Annotated in this window: 12 protein-coding genes; 7 read left to right on the top strand and 5 right to left on the bottom strand. The window is 71.2% G+C overall.

Annotation, left to right across the window (positions count from 1 at the left end; genetic code table 11):
* Positions 1-90: 90 nt before the first annotated feature.
* Positions 91-1,227 carry an amidase domain-containing protein gene (locus CGL27_RS04410; protein WP_078638570.1) on the bottom strand — a complete coding sequence of 379 codons (1,137 nt, stop codon included), beginning with the start codon at positions 1,225-1,227 and terminating at the stop codon, positions 91-93.
* Positions 1,228-1,416: 189 nt separating this feature from the next.
* Complete coding sequence (locus CGL27_RS04405) at positions 1,417-2,640, bottom strand: cytochrome P450 (protein WP_119984679.1); 1,224 nt, start codon at positions 2,638-2,640, stop codon at positions 1,417-1,419.
* Between the two features lie 174 nt (positions 2,641-2,814).
* On the opposite strand from CGL27_RS04405, the gene CGL27_RS04400 reads away from it, so the two are divergent.
* Positions 2,815-3,423, top strand: coding sequence for a TetR/AcrR family transcriptional regulator (locus CGL27_RS04400; protein ID WP_119984677.1), 609 nt, complete (start codon positions 2,815-2,817; stop codon positions 3,421-3,423).
* 104 nt (positions 3,424-3,527) lie between these two features.
* On the opposite strand, the gene CGL27_RS04395 is transcribed toward CGL27_RS04400, so the two are convergent.
* Positions 3,528-4,004, bottom strand: coding sequence for a hypothetical protein (locus CGL27_RS04395; RefSeq protein ID WP_162952868.1), 477 nt, complete (start codon positions 4,002-4,004; stop codon positions 3,528-3,530).
* Between the two features lie 239 nt (positions 4,005-4,243).
* Here CGL27_RS04395 and CGL27_RS04390 point away from each other — a divergent pair, with 239 nt between their 5' ends.
* A complete protein-coding gene (locus tag CGL27_RS04390) occupies positions 4,244-5,824 on the top strand; it encodes a helix-turn-helix domain-containing protein (RefSeq protein WP_240450349.1) in 1,581 nt (526 codons plus the stop codon).
* Between the two features lie 178 nt (positions 5,825-6,002).
* On the opposite strand, the gene CGL27_RS04385 is transcribed toward CGL27_RS04390, so the two are convergent.
* Positions 6,003-6,962, bottom strand: a complete 960-nt coding sequence (locus CGL27_RS04385) for a DMT family transporter (protein WP_119984673.1) — start codon at positions 6,960-6,962, stop codon at positions 6,003-6,005.
* A gap of 205 nt (positions 6,963-7,167) precedes the next feature.
* On the opposite strand from CGL27_RS04385, the gene CGL27_RS04380 reads away from it, so the two are divergent.
* The 5 genes from CGL27_RS04380 (at position 7,168) to CGL27_RS04360 (ending at position 14,935) form a co-directional block, all read left to right on the top strand.
* The gene (locus CGL27_RS04380) at positions 7,168-8,187 is read left to right on the top strand and encodes a glutathione S-transferase C-terminal domain-containing protein (RefSeq protein ID WP_119994240.1); all 1,020 of its coding nucleotides are present in this window, start codon (positions 7,168-7,170) and stop codon (positions 8,185-8,187) included.
* Between the two features lie 464 nt (positions 8,188-8,651).
* Positions 8,652-8,870: a hypothetical protein gene (locus CGL27_RS04375; RefSeq protein ID WP_078638564.1), complete on the top strand. Its 219-nt coding sequence runs from the start codon at positions 8,652-8,654 to the stop codon at positions 8,868-8,870.
* A 104-nt stretch (positions 8,871-8,974) separates the two neighbouring features.
* Positions 8,975-9,781 (top strand): HlyD family efflux transporter periplasmic adaptor subunit, encoded by an 807-nt coding sequence (locus CGL27_RS04370; RefSeq protein ID WP_119984672.1) that lies wholly within the window; start codon positions 8,975-8,977, stop codon positions 9,779-9,781.
* 149 nt (positions 9,782-9,930) lie between these two features.
* On the top strand, positions 9,931-12,060 hold the full coding sequence (locus CGL27_RS04365) for an NHLP family bacteriocin export ABC transporter peptidase/permease/ATPase subunit (protein WP_119994239.1): 2,130 nt from the start codon (positions 9,931-9,933) through the stop codon (positions 12,058-12,060).
* Position 12,061: 1 nt separating this feature from the next.
* Positions 12,062-14,935, top strand: coding sequence for an NHLP bacteriocin export ABC transporter permease/ATPase subunit (locus CGL27_RS04360; RefSeq protein ID WP_078638562.1), 2,874 nt, complete (start codon positions 12,062-12,064; stop codon positions 14,933-14,935).
* A gap of 23 nt (positions 14,936-14,958) precedes the next feature.
* Here CGL27_RS04360 and CGL27_RS04355 read toward each other — a convergent pair whose 3' ends face one another.
* Complete coding sequence (locus CGL27_RS04355) at positions 14,959-16,527, bottom strand: MDR family MFS transporter (protein ID WP_119984670.1); 1,569 nt, start codon at positions 16,525-16,527, stop codon at positions 14,959-14,961.
* Positions 16,528-16,741 lie beyond the last annotated feature (214 nt).

Here is a 16,741-nt window from a genome sequence, read left to right as displayed (position 1 = left end):
GGTCCACTGTGACATACCGCCCCGGGCCGGGGGCAAATGCCGCGGACCCCGCCCGGGAGGGGCGGGGTCCACGGTCACGGGGAGGCGCGCTCAGGTGCGGTAGGCGTAGTAGGCCGAGGTCGGGTACGAGGCGATGATGCTGGCCACGGACTTCCGGTAGGTGTTGACCGAGTGGTAGGTCAGATACGGGACCCCGCTGGAGCTCCGGTAGGTGACGACCATGGTGTGGTCCTTGGACCCGTCCTTGTCGAAGTCCATCTGCATGACGTCGCCGACGCCCATGTAGTAGACGTTCGCCAGGTTGGTGGCGCGCTTGGCGTCCAGTGTGAACCACGACCACTCGTTGGCGCCCACCCAGGACGTCGACTGGTACGAGGTGTCGTACCACCAGCTGCGGTAGTCCTCGGCGTCGCCGGACTTGTTGGCCCAGCCGCCCGCCTTCAGGGCCTGGCTGACGAAGTTGGTGCAGTCGCCACCGGCCTCGTTGAACTTCCGGTAGGCGGGGTTGTAGTTCTGCCAGTACTTCTCGGCGTACGAGGCCATCGCCGCGTAGTCGTAGCTTCCCGCGGGCTTCGTCTGCGGCCGGGACGGCACCGAGATGGCGGCGGGCGTCGCATCGGGCAGGGCCGTCGTCCTGGCCGCCACCGGCGCCGTGGCGGGCTCGTTGACCGCCAGCGGGCCGTCGTCGGTCGAGGTGAGGCCGGTCAGCTGCCACTTCCCGTCCGCGGTGGCGGCGAAGCTCAGCCGGTGGTGCGCCTGGAAGCCGGTCGTCGCGGGCTCGTCGCCGCGTATCTTCTTGTAGGCCAGCGTCGTGGTCTCGGTGGCCTGGACGGTGGCGTGCCCGGCCTCGACCCGCACCCGGTCCACCGCCACCTTGGTGTCGGCGGATGTGTACGCCTCGCCCAGGGCCGCGAGCCGCGCCTTGCGGGAGCGCAGCGCGGACAGCGCCGTGTCCTCGGTCCGGGTCTGGCCGGCCGACAGGCGGACGTTCTTCTCGGCGAGCGGTGCGGCGCGCCGCACCGACTGCTTGGTGTCCAGCAGCGCCGCCGTGCGCTGGGTCAGCACCGCGTCGGCCAGGCGCCCGAAGGACCGTGCGGTCGCGGTGTCCACGGTGCCGGCCGCCGCCGGGCTCTCCGCCGCGCTCGCGGCGGAGGCGGGCAGGACCACGGCGGACAGGGCCGCCGTCAGCACGGCCCCCACGGCGGATCTGAAGGTCGTTGACTTCACGTTTGTATTTCCCCTCCACACCCCCGGCCCGGACGGGCCGGGGTCACCAAATCATCACATGAACTCCGTGTGCGTGGAGGTCATGTGATGATTTCGGCTGTGTGGAGGTCGGGCCCGCCCGGCGCCGTGTGTGGAGGCCGGGTCGTGCCCGGTGTTGTCACCAGGTGACGGGCAGCCGTGTGCTCCGTGTCACCAGGTGACGGGCAGCTCGTGTGCTCCGTAGATGACCATGTCGCTGCGCATCCGGACCTCCTCCGGGGGCACGGCGAGCCGCAGCCCCGGGAGCCGGCGGATCAGTCCGCGGTAGCCCGACACCAGCTCGATCCTGGCCAGATGCTGACCGAGACACTGATGGATGCCGTATCCGAAGGCCAGATGGCTGCTGCGGGGACGCCCGACGTCGAGCGTGTCCGGGTCGTCCACCAGCGCCGGGTCCCGGTTCGCCGCCGGGACCGAGACGGCCACGGACTGGCCCGCCGCGATGGTGACACCGCCGACGACCACGTCCTCCAGCGCGATGCGGACGGGGAAGGCGTTGACGATGCTGAGATAGCGCAGCAGCTCCTCGACGGCCTGCGGAAGGAGCGACTCGTCGGCCCGCAGCCGCTCGAACTGCTCGGGGCGGCGCAGCAGGGCGAAGGTGCCGAGGCTGAGCATGTTGGTGGTGGTCTCGTGGCCGGCGATCAGCAGCAGCCCCGCGATGCCGCCGATCTCCTCGTCATTGAGCTCGTCAACGGCGGTCAGCAGGGAGATCAGATCGTCCTGCGGCTCCTTGCGCTTGGCCTCGACCAGTGTGCGCAGGAAGTCGTCGAGCGCGGTCTTCCCGGCGACGAACTCCTCATCGGTGCGGTCCTGGCGGAGCAGCCGCGCGGCGACGGTCTGGAAGAACTCCCGCTCCTCGTACGGCACACCGAGCATCTCGCAGATCACCAGCGAGGGGATGGGCAGGGCGAAGTGCCGCACCAGATCGACCGGTTTGCCCGCCGCCTCCAACGCGTCCAGCTGGTTGGCGACGATGTCTTCGACGCGCGCTTCCAGCTCGCGCATCCGCCGCACCGTGAAGTACCGCGTGAGCTGTCCTCGGTAGCGGCCGTGCTCCGGGGCGTCCATGGCCAGGAATGACCCCGCCCCGCTGCTGCGGTCCCGGCGGATCGACTCGGGGACCTTCCGCATCGTGTCGTCGCCACGCCAGCGCTCGGCGCTGAACCGGGAATCCCGCAGCACCTCCCGCGCCTCGTGATATCCGGTCACCAGCCAGCCGGCGCTGCCGCCGGCGAACCTCAACGGGCTGATCGGCGGCCCGGTGAGCAGTGCACGTGCCGGGTTGACGTAGTCGTCCCGGTCGTTCGGATATGAAGGGAGGTCGTGGAGGTCTCGGAGGTCGTCATGGGTCGTGGGCATCGGAGCGTTCACGATGGCTCTCCTTCGTGATTCCTCGAACTTTCCGGGGCGAACTTCCCGGAGCCGTCGGCCGCGGCTTTCAATAGGGAACGCTACCGATAGGGTTCCCTACTGAACAGAGGGGCGGATCGGCTACCGTACGGATCTGGCCAGGTTTCCGAACAACTGGGGGAGAGGGGCACACCGATGCCGCCGCAGCGGTCAAAGACCGTGGAAGCGCTGATCGTCGGGGCGGAGCGGGCGTTCTCCGAACGTGGCTTCCACGGGGCCTCGATCGGATACATCTGCCAGTGCGCGGGCAGGACCACCGGGGCCTTCTACTCCAACTACGACAGCAAGCTGAAGCTCTTCCTCGATGTCTTCCGGCGGCACAGCGACCGCACCGCCGACTACATCGGGGAGCGGATCGCCGAGATGAACACCGGACGGGATCTGGCCCCCCAGCTCGCCCGGACCTTCGCCGAGATCTTCAACGGGGAGCATCTGGATACCCGGTGGGTCTTCATCCACCTGGAATTCCGGCTGATGGCGCTCCGGGACGGCGATGCCGCCTCGGCGCTGGTGGAACACGAGAGGCGGTTCAGCCGCCGCATCGGCACCATGCTGGACGGGCTGTTCGATCGGGCCGGGCACCGGCCCGCCCTGCGAGGCACCGAACTGGCCACGCTGCTCGGCGCGATGACACGGGGCATCAAACTGGACCGGGGCATCTACGCGATGGGCGGTGTCGACGACCCGCTCTCGGCCGACCAGGTGGCGAGCGCGCTGGAGGGCTTGTTCCGCTCGGTGGACTGAGTCCGCGAGCACGTCATGCGCGTCTTCCTCCGCTCGGCCACCGCGGCTCTGGGCTGGCCACCGCGGCCGTTGCCCGCCCGCGGTGGCCTGAGCGCGCCCTGAGGTCAGCCCGCCCGGCGGAAGCTGTCGACGGGACCGCCGAAGCCGCCCTCGGGGCCCTTCCAGTTGATCGCCAGGGCGTCGTCGCCCTTCATCCCCACGGTGCCCTCGCCCCGGCCTCCGTCACTGCCGCCCTTGCACGACAGGGTCAGGGAAGGCTCGTCCTCGCCGCCCTTCTGGCCGGACTTCAGCGTGCCGGTGCAGTCGAGCTTCGGCCCCTTCGCCGTGACCTTGCCGTCCGCGATGGTGAGGGTCTCCAGGGCGTCGTCGGACTTCGCCGCCACGATGGACTTCCAGGACCCCGCCGAACGCTCGATGATCGTGCGCTGGGCCGCCGGGCTCGAACTCGGCGACTTCTGGGCGGCCTGGGTGGCTTCGCCACTCGGCTTCGATTCCTTCTTCCCGTCGTCGCTGTCTCCGCAGCCGCTGACGACAAGAGCGACGATGACCGAAGTGACCGCCATGTGTACTGCCTTGCGCACGTGATCTTCCTTTCCCCGTTCAACTGGGCATGTCAACCTAACAGCCCCGCCACGACCCCCACGCAGGGCCCTGGCCTGCGCGGACACCTCCCCATCCGGCAGGCCCGCCCCGCCGAACCGGCCTGATGTCCACGGCACTTCTCGAGGTCCCGTGAACCGGGCATAAAGTACGGCGGGTGCGCGGACCGCCGATCGGTCCGCGCGACATGGCGCACCACGGGGGTGGGAGGAGCACTGCTGTGGAGGCACGGGCGCACACCGGGCGGCTGGATGAGTTGCTGCACGAGGTGCGGCGGCAGATGAGCCGGGGGGCCGGGGCGGATCCGCGGGCGGTTCTCGACTGGCTGGGCCGGCAGATCGACGCCGATGTCGCGCTGATCGGCAGCGCGGGCGCCGTCGAGACCTCCACCGCCCGCTTCCCGCGCCAGATCCTGCCCTCGCTCGAACCGACGCTGTCCCGGCTGGCCGGTGGTCAGATGGCCGCGGCGGTCACCGAGAGCGGCGCCTTTCAGGTGCGTCTGGAAGCGCTCGGCCCGCGCGCGCCACGCCCCGTCCTGGTGGTGGCCGGCACCTCGGCGCCCACCCGCGAAGCGGCGTCGCTGGTCTCGCACGCCGGAAGCCTCATCGCGCTCCTGGGCCGGGCGCAGGACGCGGACACCACCTTGCGCGGGTATCAGCACAAGGCGCGGCAGTTGCGGTTCGCCGTGTTCAGCGCCCTGCTGGCGGGAGACCTCACCCTGGCCCGCCGCATGACCACCGGCGCCGTCCCCGCGCTGCTGGACGCCGAACGGCTGCGTGTCTATCTGCTGCACTGCCCCTCGGAGGACCGGGACCGGCTGGCGCAGAACTACCAGGACGGATCGGGCTATCACGGCACGGGCCTGATGGTGCACTGCCCAGCCTTCAAGGAACACCTCATCTGTCTCGTCGCCGACGGGTCCGCCGACGAGTTCGCCGACAAGGCCACCGATGAGGCGGACGGCGAGCCCGACAACGAGGCCACTGACGATGCGGGCAACGCCTCCGCCGACGGCCCCCAGGTGACCCAAGGCCAGGGCACGGTGCTGCGCCGCCTGGTGCGGGACAACCCGCACTACGCGCTGGGCATCAGCAGCCCGTATCCGCTCGGCGCGACGGCCGAGGCGTACGGGCAGGCCCTGCACGCCCTGGCCGCGGCGCGCCATACGCCCGAGCGGGTGGCCGCCTACCTCGGCCGGACACCGCTGGTGCCGCTGCTGCCCCGCACGGAGGCGGGTGCCTGGGCCCGTGCCCTGCTGCGGCCACTCGGATCCACCCCGAGAGCCACCCTGGACATCACCCGGCTCGCCGTCACCTTCCCCCGGTCCGCCGTGGCCCGGCTGTTGGACATCAGCCGCAACACCGTCTCCCACCACCTCGGCCGGGTGGCGGCGACCCTCGGCCTCGACCTGGGCGACGTACGCACCCGGGCCGCCCTCGACCTGGCCTTCTGCCTGGCCGGAGGGCAGCCGGACGGCGGCTTCGGCGCCGAGCGCGGGCGGCCGGAGCCCACCTTGGACGAGCTGTTCCGCACCGAGCCCGCACACGCCTGGGCGCGGGAATTCCTCCGCCCGCTCCAAAGCACCCGTGGCCGCGATCTCTACACCACCCTGCGCGCCTGGATCGACGCGAACACCGACGCCCAGCGGACCGCCCGCCATCTCGGCCTCAGCCGGAACACCGTCAGATCCCATCTGCGGGCCGCCGAACACCTGCTCAGCCGTGACCTGCTCACCACCGGCTCCGGGATTCACGACCTGGTGCACGCCCTGCACATCACCGGGCTCCAGCCGGTGGACTGACTGCGCACCGTGCACATATCGCGGGCGCGCGATGCGCACCGTGCACCGTTGCCCGCCCCGGTGATCCGCTTTACCGTCACTCCTGCCGCGCAGCGCGGGAACGAAGCCTCGCCTCCCAGCGTGACGTCGGTCTGCATCACCACGAGGGGAGTGATGCAGACCGGCGCCGTACGGTGCCTCACAGCTCCGAGGGCTTCTTTCCCGCGGTGGGCGCGGTACCCGCTCGGGGACGTGCCGGTCCACGTCCCCGGGTGACGGCGAGCACCGCACCCGACAGCAGCACCAGGGCGCCCAGCGCCTGCAGACCGCCGAAGGACTCGCCAAGGAAGAGCATGGCGCACCCGGTGTTGATCACCGGGACCATGAACATCATCAAGGACGCCGACGCGGGACCCACCGCGCCCACTCCCCGGTAGTAGAGGAGATTGGCGACGGCGGCCGGGCCGATGGCGAGGAACACCACGTTCAGCCAGAGGCCGGCCGGCAGCTCACTCCAGTGCGTATCGCCGAGATCGGGTACGGCGAGCGCCCCCAGCAGCACCGCCCCGGCACACGTCGCGTAGGTCGTGGCGCGCAACGGATCGACACCGGCCAGCACCCGGGGCCCGATGAGCGTGAACGCGGCCCAGCACACCGCGCTGAGCAGATAGAGCAGATCGCCCGTCAGCCGCGTGGCGCCGCCGTGCGCGCTGCCGCCCGCGCCGAAGAAGAACACCACTGCCCCGGCGAGCCCGAGCGCGAGCCCCGCCAGCCGTGCGCCGGAGGGCCGGTCACGACCGGTGACCAGCAGAAAGGCGCTGGTGAGCACCGGGCTCAGGACGGGGATGAGGATTCCCGCGTCGAGCGAGGGCGCCAGCGACAGCCCCCAGAAGAAGAAGCCGTTGTAGGCGAAGACCCCCAGGAGACCCGCGAGCGCGGCCCGCCCGCCACCGCGCGCGGAAGCCGGGGCGGCCGGTCCGCCGAAGAGCGCCACGGCCGCCAGCAGGGCGACCGCCCCGCCGCCGAAGCGCAGCAGCGCCGCCACGGTGTGCGGCATCTGGGCGACCACCGACTTGGAACTGGAGAAGGCGCTGCCCCACAGCAGCATCGTGATCGTGAGCAGGAGATACGGGCTCTTCCAGCCCTTGTTCTCAGGCATGCCCCGACCCTGGCCCCCGGCCTCGCCTCCGGTCTTGAACGCTGGTGCGCCCCCGTAGCGCCACCCTGTCCGATCCGTGAGGAATACCCCTTCCCGGGGCGTGGAACCGAGTAGGTGTCATCCGTGGCGCAGAAGCCTCGGAGGGCAACCCGTGACATGGACCGTGCACGACGGTTCCCGCTTCGGAAGGTGGTAGGTGGTCCCGTTGAACACCGCTGACCAGGAGACACCCAGCGAGCGCAAGGAGTTCCGCCGATCCGGGCCGCACTTCGCCGACCGGATCACCGCCGATGGCCGGGACGGCTGGCCGGTGGAGGCCGGGCGCTACCGGCTGGTGGCCAGCCGGGCCTGCCCGTGGGCGAGCCGGGCGCTGATCTCACGGCGGCTGCTCGGCCTGGAGCCGGCCCTCTCGCTGGCCATCACCGATCCCATCCAGGACGAGCGGAGCTGGCGCTTCACCCTGGACCCGGGGGACCGGGACCCGGTGCTGGGCATCGCCTTCCTCAGTGAGGCGTACGACGCCCGCGAGACCGGCTATCCGGGCGGGGTGAGTGTGCCCGCGGTCGTGGACGTCCCCAGTGGAGCGCTGGTCACCAACGACTTCCACCGGATCACCCTGGACCTCGCCACCGAATGGACCGCCCTCCAGCGCGAGGGCGCCCCGGACCTGTACCCCGAGGAGCACCGCGACGAGATCGACGACGTGGCGGAGGGGGTCTACCGCGATGTGAACAACGGTGTGTACCGGGCGGGCTTCGCCGAGCACCAGGACACCTACGACGACGCGTACCGACGTCTCTTCGCCCGCCTGGACGAGCTGTCGGAGCGGCTGTCCACGCGTCGCTATCTGGTCGGCGACACCATCACCGAGGCCGACATCCGGCTGTTCACCACGCTGGTCCGCTTCGACGCCGTCTACCACGGCCACTTCAAGTGCAACCGCAACAAGCTCAGCGAGGACCCGGTGCTGTGGGCTTACGTCCGTGACCTCTTCCAGACACCGGGTTTCGGGGACACCGTCGACTTCGGCCACATCAAGCGCCACTACTACCGGGTGCACACCAACATCAACCCCACCGGCATCGTCCCGCTCGGCCCCGACCTCTCCGGCTGGCTGACCCCGCATCACCGTGCGGAACTGGGCGGGCGCCCGTTCGGCGACGGCACCGCACCCGGACCGGTGCCGGACGGCGAGGTGGTACCGCAGGCGGGCCGGGCGGTCTGAAGTCGCACATGTCGCATTCCCGTGCCGCCACGTCCTCGCATGCGGCCCTGTCCGCCCGGTCTTCAAGCGATCGGCACACCTGTTACACAGACGCCATGTGTGCCACCCGGCTCATGCGCCACCTCGGCCCCGGCCCCGGCGGTCCGACCCGAAATGACGCGCGTCACATCGCCCGAGGGATGCGATGCCACGTGAGGTCGGTGGCCTTTCTGTGAGGGAACGGCGTCGGCGAGGTGTGCGAATGTGTTCGCCGTGTGATCTGAAAGTGGCGGAATGCCCGGTTCCGGACCGTGGGTGATTCGCCGCGTGGCGGACCCCGTGGTTACATCCCTTCCGCGTTCAGGCATTTCACGGAGCCCGGTGTCCTCCGGACATCCCGTGACCATGCCGCGGGAGCTGATTCCCCTCGGTTCCCGTGCGCTGTTGCAAGCTCAACGAGACGTTCACCCAAGGGAGACGCAACAATGAACAACGCGCCCAAGGTCGCGACCCAGGAGATCTCCGACGCCGAGCTGGACAACGTGGCGGGCGGGATCGGCAGCCCCGTGGGCGACGTCCTCGGCACCGTCGACTCGGTCACCGGCCCGGTGACCGGCGCCCTCGGCACCGTCACCGGCACGGTTGACGGTCTCACCGGCCTGAACACCACCGGCATCGTCGGTGGGGTCGTCGGCACCCTCTGAGGCTGATTTACCGCTCCCGTGTGCCCCGGGCCTGCCTGGTCCGGGGCACTCGGCGGTCCGCGGCCCCCTTCGATCACTCCCTTCGCGGCTGAGGAAAGACTCTCGTGCAGTTCCGCCAGCAGGCCCTCTCCAAGCTGCAGTCGGTAGAGGACATCGATCTGCCGGTGCGCTATGCCCGCCCCCAGGGATGGCTGGCGCTGGCGGTCACGATGGCGGTCATGGCCGGTGCCGCCGTATGGGCCGTCACCGGCACCGTGTCCAGCACCCTTGATGCCACCGGGATCCTCACCCACGGCCAGGGCAGCTATGTGCTGCAGAGCCCGATCGCCGGCCAGGTGACCTCCGTCCTCGCCCAGGAGGGCAGCACCCTCCCGGCGGGCGCACCACTGCTGAAGGTCCGCACCACCCGTGGCACCACGGTCGTGCGCACCATCGCGGGCGGCCGGCTCACCACCCTCACCGCCTCGATCGGCTCCGTGCTGAACACCGGCGCCAACGTCGCCTCCGTGGAGCGGGTCGGCCACTCCGGCGATCCCCTGGTCGCGACCCTGTACATACCCGCGGACCGGGCGGCCTCGGTGCGGCCGGGCGCGTCGGTCGACCTCAGTGTGCAGTCGGCGCCCACGCAGACCTACGGTGTGCTCCGCGGTGAAGTGCGGGCCGTCGGCCGGACCGCCCAGTCGAGCCAGCAGATCGGCTCCTACCTCGGCAGTGAGCAACTCGGCGAGGAGTTCTCGAAGCACGGCCCGCCGGTCGCCGTCCAGGTGCGCCTCAAGCGCAGCTCCGGCACCCGCTCCGGCTACCGCTGGTCGTCCCCCGAAGGCCCGCCGTTCGCCCTCGGCTCCATGACCCTGACCAGCGGCACCGTCCATCTGGCCGACCAACATCCCAGCGATTGGCTGCTCCCGTGACCGCGACCAACCAGGGCGGACCGCCCCGGCCCGCACCCGCCGGAAGCAGCGGAGCGCGCCGCCCCCAGCCGGCCCGCGGACGGCGCCGCGCCCCACGTGGCGGAGCCGGGCCGAGGAAGACCCGGCGCCGGACCGTGCGCACCCCCACCGTGCTCCAGATGGAGGCCCTGGAGTGCGGTGCGGCCTCACTCGCCATGGTGCTCGGCCACTACGGGCGCCATGTGCCGTTGGAGGAGCTGCGGATCGCCTGCGGTGTCTCCCGGGACGGATCGCGCGCCAGCAACCTGCTCAAGGCCGCGCGGAGCTACGGTCTGCGCGCCAAGGGCATGCAGATGGAGCCCGAGGCCCTCGCGGAGGTCAGGGCCCCGGCGATCCTGTTCTGGGAGTTCAACCACTACGTCGTCTACGACGGGATGGGGCGGCGGTTCGGCAAGCGCGGCGTCCACATCAACGACCCCGACAAGGGGCGCCGTTTCGTCCCCGTCGAGGAGTTCGACACCAGCTTCACCGGTGTGGTCCTGGTCCTCGAACCCGAGGACTCCTTCCGCCGGGGCGGGCGCCGTCCCGGGGTAATGGGCGCCCTGCCGCCGCGCATGCGCGGCACCACGGGCACCCTGCTGGCCTCGCTGCTGGCCAGCCTGCTGCTGGTGGCGGTGGGGGCCGCGGTCCCGGCGCTCAGCCGCACCTTCATCGACACCTTCCTGATCGGCGGCCAGGACTCGACGCTGGAGCCGCTGTTCGCGTCCATGGCCGTGGCGGTGGTGCTCACCGCCGTACTGACCGGCGTCCAGCAGGCGAACCTGCTGCGCGGACGCATCATCTCCTCCACCCTCAGCAGCGCGCGGTTCCTGCGGCATCTGCTGCGGCTGCCCGTCACCTTCTTCGCCCAGCGCAGCCCGGCCGACCTGGTCCAGCGGCTGCGCTCCAACGACACCGTCGCCGAAACGCTCGCCCGCGATCTGGCCGCCGCGGCCGTGGACGGGATCGTCGTGGTGCTCTACGCCTTTCTGCTGTGGACCTATGACCCCCAACTCACCCTCGTCGGCGTCGGGTTGGCGCTGCTCAACGTGGTGGCGATACGGGTGGTGGTGCGGCTGCGGGCCACCAGGACCCAGAAGCTGCGGGCCGACACCGCGCGGCTGACCACCACCTCGTACACCGGTCTCCAGCTCATCGAGACGGTGAAGGCCACCGGCGGGGAGACCGGCTACTTCCGCCGCTGGGCCGGACAGCACGCCATCACCCTGGAGGAGCAGCAGCGCCTCGGCGTGCCGAGCGCCGTACTGGCCGTGGTCGCCCCCACCCTCGCCACGCTCAACAGCGCCCTCATTCTCTGGATCGGCGGGCTGCGGGCCGTCGAGGGCCATATCTCCATCGGTCTGCTGGTGGCCTTCCAGGCGCTGGTGACCCGCTTCACCGCGCCCATCACCCGGCTCAACGGAGTGGCCGGACGCATCCAGGACTTCTCCGCCGATGTGACCCGGCTCAAGGACGTGGAGAACTTCCCGGTGGACTCCCTCTACACCCGCGACGAGCCGCGCGAGGACACCCGCCGGCTGACCGGGCAGGTGACACTGGAGAACATCACCTTCGGCTACAGCCCGCTGGACGAACCGCTGCTGCGTGACTTCTCGCTCTCCGTCGGCCCCGGCCGCCAGGTGGCGCTGGTCGGCGCCTCCGGCAGCGGCAAGTCCACTGTCTCCCGGCTCGTCTCCGGCCTCTACGCTCCCTGGGAGGGGGTCATCCGCGTCGACGGACAGCGCCTGGAGGACATCCCCCGCGGTGCGCTGGCCGCCTCGGTCTCCTTCGTCGATCAGGACGTCTTCCTGTTCGAGGGCACGGTGCGGGACAACGTGGCGCTGTGGGACCCGTCGATCCCGGACGAGGCGGTGGTGGAGGCCCTGCGGGACGCCGCGCTCCACGACGATGTGATCACACGGCGCCCGGAGGGGATTCACTGCCGGGTGGAGCAGGACGGCCGCAACTTCTCCGGCGGCCAGCGGCAGCGGCTGGAGATCGCCCGCGCCCTGGTGCGCCGCCCCAGCGTGCTGGTTCTGGACGAGGTCACCAGCGCCCTGGACGCGCGCACCGAGCAGATCGTCATGGACAACCTGCGCCGCCGCGGCTGTGCGTGTGTGGTGATCGCCCACCGGCTCAGCACCGTGCGGGACAGCGACGAGATCCTCGTCCTGAACCGCGGCACGGTCGTCGAACGCGGACGGCACGAGGACCTCGCCGCCGCCGGAGGGTCGTACGCCGAGCTGATGAAGGAGCACTGACATGGCGTCCGTTCACCCGGCCGCGGCGGTGGCCGCGGACGGCGGCGACGCGGTGGTCCAGGCGCTGGGCGCCCTCGGCACGCCCGTCGACTGCGCCGGGCTGCGCAGCCTCCCGCTGGAGGGCCCGCAGGTGCTCTGGCTCGTCGTCGGCGGAGCCCTGGACCTGTTCGCGGTCGACGCCGCGGAGGAGGGGCAGTGGCACTTCCTCGGCCGGCTGGAGACGGGCGCCGCGCTCCCGGGCCCGGTCGAGGGGCCACGCCACACCCTGCTGGGCCGGCCCTCGCAGGACTGCCTGGTGCGCCGCATCCCGCTGCGCGAGCTGTACCGTCCGGAGGCGTACGACGCGTACGGCACGGGCCAGACCCACGACCCGTACGGCACCTACGGGGGCGGCGGATTCCAGGACACCCCGCCCACCCCGCTGGAGCACGCCGTGGCGCTCGGGGTGAGCCGCAGCCTCGGCGTCCTCTTCCAGGCCCCGCTGGACGGCGGGGCCGCGCCCGAGGCGGAGGCGGCCGACGAGGACCTGCTCTGGCTGCCGGTGCCGCCCGGCAGTGTGCGCTACGGCGCCGAATACAGCGCCCAGGCCGCCGGTGACCTGCTGATCGACGGCGCGCTGTGGCAGCGGATGGTCAACCAGCAGTACCGCCTCGGCACCGCGGTGGACCGCTGGATCGAGACCATGGAGCGGGCCCACGCGGACCGCACCGCGGCCGGTATCCGGGCCGGTGAGGCCGTGCGCACCCGCGCCGACCAGGCGCTGATCGCCTCCATCGGAGGGCAGCGGCGGGAGCGGCGGCCGTCGGAGGAGAGCACCGACGACGCGGTGCACGCGGTGTGCCGCCGGGTGGCGGAGGCCGCCGGGATCACCCTGCCCGACCCGCCGAGAGGCCGCGCCACCGAGGACCGTACGGATCCGGTGGAGCGCATCGCCGCCCATGCCCGGATCCGCACCCGCGCCGTCCGGCTGGAGGGCGGCTGGTGGCGGGAGGACGCCGGACCGCTGGTGGGCTACCGCGCCAAGTCCGGGGCCCCGGTGGCGCTGCTGTGGCGGCGCGGCCGGTACGAGGCGGTCAACCCCGCCTCGGGCCTGCGGATCCGCGTCGGCGGGGGCAACGCGGAGGAATTCGAGCCGCGGGCCGTGATGTTCTACCGTCCGCTGCCCGACCGCCCGATGACGATGTGGCGGCTGATGCGCTTCAGCGTGCGCGGCGCCACCGGGGACGTTCGCAACCTCCTGATCGGCGGGCTGGTGACGGTGGCGCTCGGCGCGCTGGTGCCGCTCGCCACCGGCCAGGTGCTGGGCGGCTTCGTGCCCCGCGCCGAGAAGAGCCCCATCGTCCAGATCTCCCTGGCCCTGATCGTCTCCAGCGTCGTCGCGGCCGCCTTCATGCTGCTGCAGAACCTGACCCTGCTGCGTCTCGAGGGGCGACTGGAGTCCACCCTCCAGCCCGCGGTGTGGGACCGGCTGCTGCGGCTGCCCACCACCTTCTTCGCCCAGCGCTCCACCGGAGAGCTGGCCAGCGCGGCGATGGGCATCAGCACCATGCGCAGGGTGCTGTCCGGGATCGCCCCGACGGTCCTCCAGGCCGGCACCGTGGGCGCGATGAACCTCGCCCTGCTGCTGTACTACAGCGCCTCCCTGGCGCTCGCGGTGATCGCCGTACTGCTGGTGGTCTCCGGGGTCTTCCTCGGGATGGGGCTGTGGCAGGTGCGCTGGCAGCGACGGCTGGTGGAGAGCGAGAACAAGCTCAACAACCAGGCGTTCCAGACCCTGCGCGGTCTGCCCAAGCTACGCGTCGCCGCGGCCGAGAACTTCGCCTACGCGGCCTGGGCCCGTGGCTTCGCCCACTCCCGCGATCTGCACCAGCGCACCGGGCGCATCAAGAACCTCACCCAGGTGCTGGACGCCGTCTACCTTCCGCTGGTCTCCCTCACGGTGTTCATGCTGCTGGCCGGTCCGGCACGGGGCAGCATGTCGGCGGGGGCCTTTCTGACCTTCAACACCTCCGTGACCATGCTGCTCACCTCCCTCACGCAGCTCACCAACGCCCTGGTCTCGGTGGTCGCGGTGCTGCCCATGTTCGAGCAGGTCAAGCCGATCCTGGACGAGCCGCCCGAGGTCCGCGGCGGCAGTGCCCAGCCGGGGATGCTCTCCGGTGACCTCCGGGCCAGAAACCTCACCTTCCGCTACGGCGACGACGGCCCGCTGGTGCTCGACGATGTCTCACTGGAGATCCGGCCGGGCGAATTCGTGGCTGTCGTCGGCCCGAGCGGCTGCGGCAAGTCGACCCTGCTGCGGTTGCTCATCGGCTTCGAACGGCCGGTGTCCGGCAGTGTGCTCTACGACGGCCAGGACCTCGCCGCCCTCGACCAGGCGGCCGTGCGCCGCCAGTGCGGGGTGGTCCTCCAGAACGCCCAGCCCCTGGGCGGCACGGTGCTCGACTGCATCCGCGGCGCCGAGCCGTTCACCCCCGAGGAGGCCATGGAGGCCGCCGAACTGTCGGGTCTGGCCGAGGACATCCGACAGATGCCCATGGGGCTCCAGACCATGATCTCCGGCAGCGGCGCCATCTCCGGCGGCCAGCGCCAGCGGCTGATGATCGCCCAGGCGCTGATCCGCCGTCCGCGCGTCCTCTTCTTCGACGAGGCCACCAGCGCCCTGGACAACGAGACCCAGCGCATCGTCATCGACAGCACCCGCCGCCTCCACGCCAGCCGGCTGGTGATCGCGCACCGGCTGTCGACCGTCATGGACGCCGACCGCGTGCTGGTCATGGAGGACGGCCGGATCGTGGAGCAGGGCGCCCCGGCCGAGCTGATGGCCGTCCCGGGCGGAAAGCTGCACGAGTTGGTGCGGCGCCAGATGACCTAGTCAGGCTCTGCGGGGCTACGGGGCTACGGGGCGGCCGGGCTGGCGGCCTCCTCCTCGGCCTTGTGCGGCTGGGCCACCGGGCCGGACCGCCCCCGCAGCGGGACCTCCTGGACGCACAGGGCGGCGATGAAGGCCATGGTGCAGACGACGGCAGCGGTCAGGAAGATCTGCTGGGTGCCGGTGGCGACCGCATGGAGATAGCCGTCCCTGGCGGCCTGCGGCAGCCGGGCCAGCGCCGCCGGGTCGGGCCTCACCTCGCCCGTCTGCGCCCCGGCGGGCGCGTGGCCCTGGACGGCGCTGGTGAAGAGCGAACCGAAGACCGCGACGCCCAGGGAGCCGCCGATGGTGCGGAACAGGGTGACCGACGCGGAGGCGGCGCCCATGTCGCACATCTCCACACTGTTCTGCGCGATCGTGGTGACCATCTGCATCTGGCAGCCCATGCCCGTGCCCACCAGGGCCATGAAGCACCCGGTGGCCGTGCGGGAGGTCGTGGTGTCCATGGTGGCCAGCAGGAACAGGCCGACGGCCATGCAGACGGTGCCGACGATGGGGAAGATCTTGTACCGGCCGGTGGCGGACATGACCTTGCCGCCGACCTGGGACATGATCACCACGGGGATCATCAGGGGGAGCAGCAGCAGCCCGGAGCGGGAGGCGGAGACACCCTGGACGGTCTGCTGGTACAGCGGCAGATACAGCGAGCAGCCGAACATGACCACCCCGCCCACCAGGATCAGCGAGGACGCCAGGGCGAAGTTGCGGTGCCCGGTGAAGATGCGCAGCGGCATGAGCGGTTCGGCCGCGCGCCGCTGCCGGGCCACGAAGGCGGCCACGCCCACCGCGGCCAGGGCGAACAGGCCCAGGATCTGCCATGAGGTCCATGGATACGTGGAGCCGGCCCAGGTGGCGGCCAGGGTCAGGGCGCAGACGGTCGCCGTCATCACGGTGATGCCCGGCCAGTCGATACGGGCCTTGACGCGGGTGGCGGGCAGCCGCAGCATCAGCTGACACCAGACCAGGGTGAGGACGCCGAGCGGCAGATTGATGAAGAAGGCCCAGCGCCAGCCGAGATGGCCGGTGACGAAGCCGCCCAGCAATGGGCCGCCGATGGTGCCGATGGCCATGATGGAGGCGGTCATGCCCTGGTAGCGGCCCCGCTCCCGGGGCGGTGCCAGCGAGGCGATCAGCGCGAAGGCCCCGGCGCCGATCCCGCCGGCGCCCAGGCCCTGCAGCGCCCGGAAGACGATCAGCTGGGTCATCGAGTGGGCCGCGCCGGACAGCGCCGAGCCGAGCACGAAGACGACGACGGCGATCAGGTACGTGTGCTTGCGGCCGTACAGATCGCCGAACTTGCCCCAGACGGGGGTGGAGGCGGCGGTGGCCAGGGTGTAGGCGGTCACCACCCAGGAGATGTGCTCCAGGCCGCCGAGATCGCCCACGATCGTCGGCATCGCGGTGCCGACGATCGTGGCGTCGAGCATCGACAGCAGCATCGCGAGCAGCACACCGAGCAGGGCCGGACGGACGTTCTTCGGGGCGGTCTCCGGCGGGGCGGGACTGCCGGACGGCGGTGCGTCGGATACGGACATGGCTGATCACTTCCTTCTCAACGCGCTCGGCGCGGGGGTGCTCAGGCGGGCCCCGATCAGAAGAGCACACCGGACAAAAATCCCCGAAGCCCTCCGCGAGCACACGCTGCGGATGCACTCCGACGGCCAGCACGACCCCCGGATGGCACGGTTCGGATTGCGGAGTCCGCTCAAGTTTCCCGGCGGATGCCCTGTGCGGTGGCACGAGGGCGTT

It is taken from the genome of Streptomyces sp. 11-1-2 (assembly GCF_003595545.1).
GTDB lineage: Bacteria > Actinomycetota > Actinomycetes > Streptomycetales > Streptomycetaceae > Streptomyces > Streptomyces hygroscopicus_B.
This window is presented reverse-complemented; position numbering and strand designations above follow the sequence as displayed.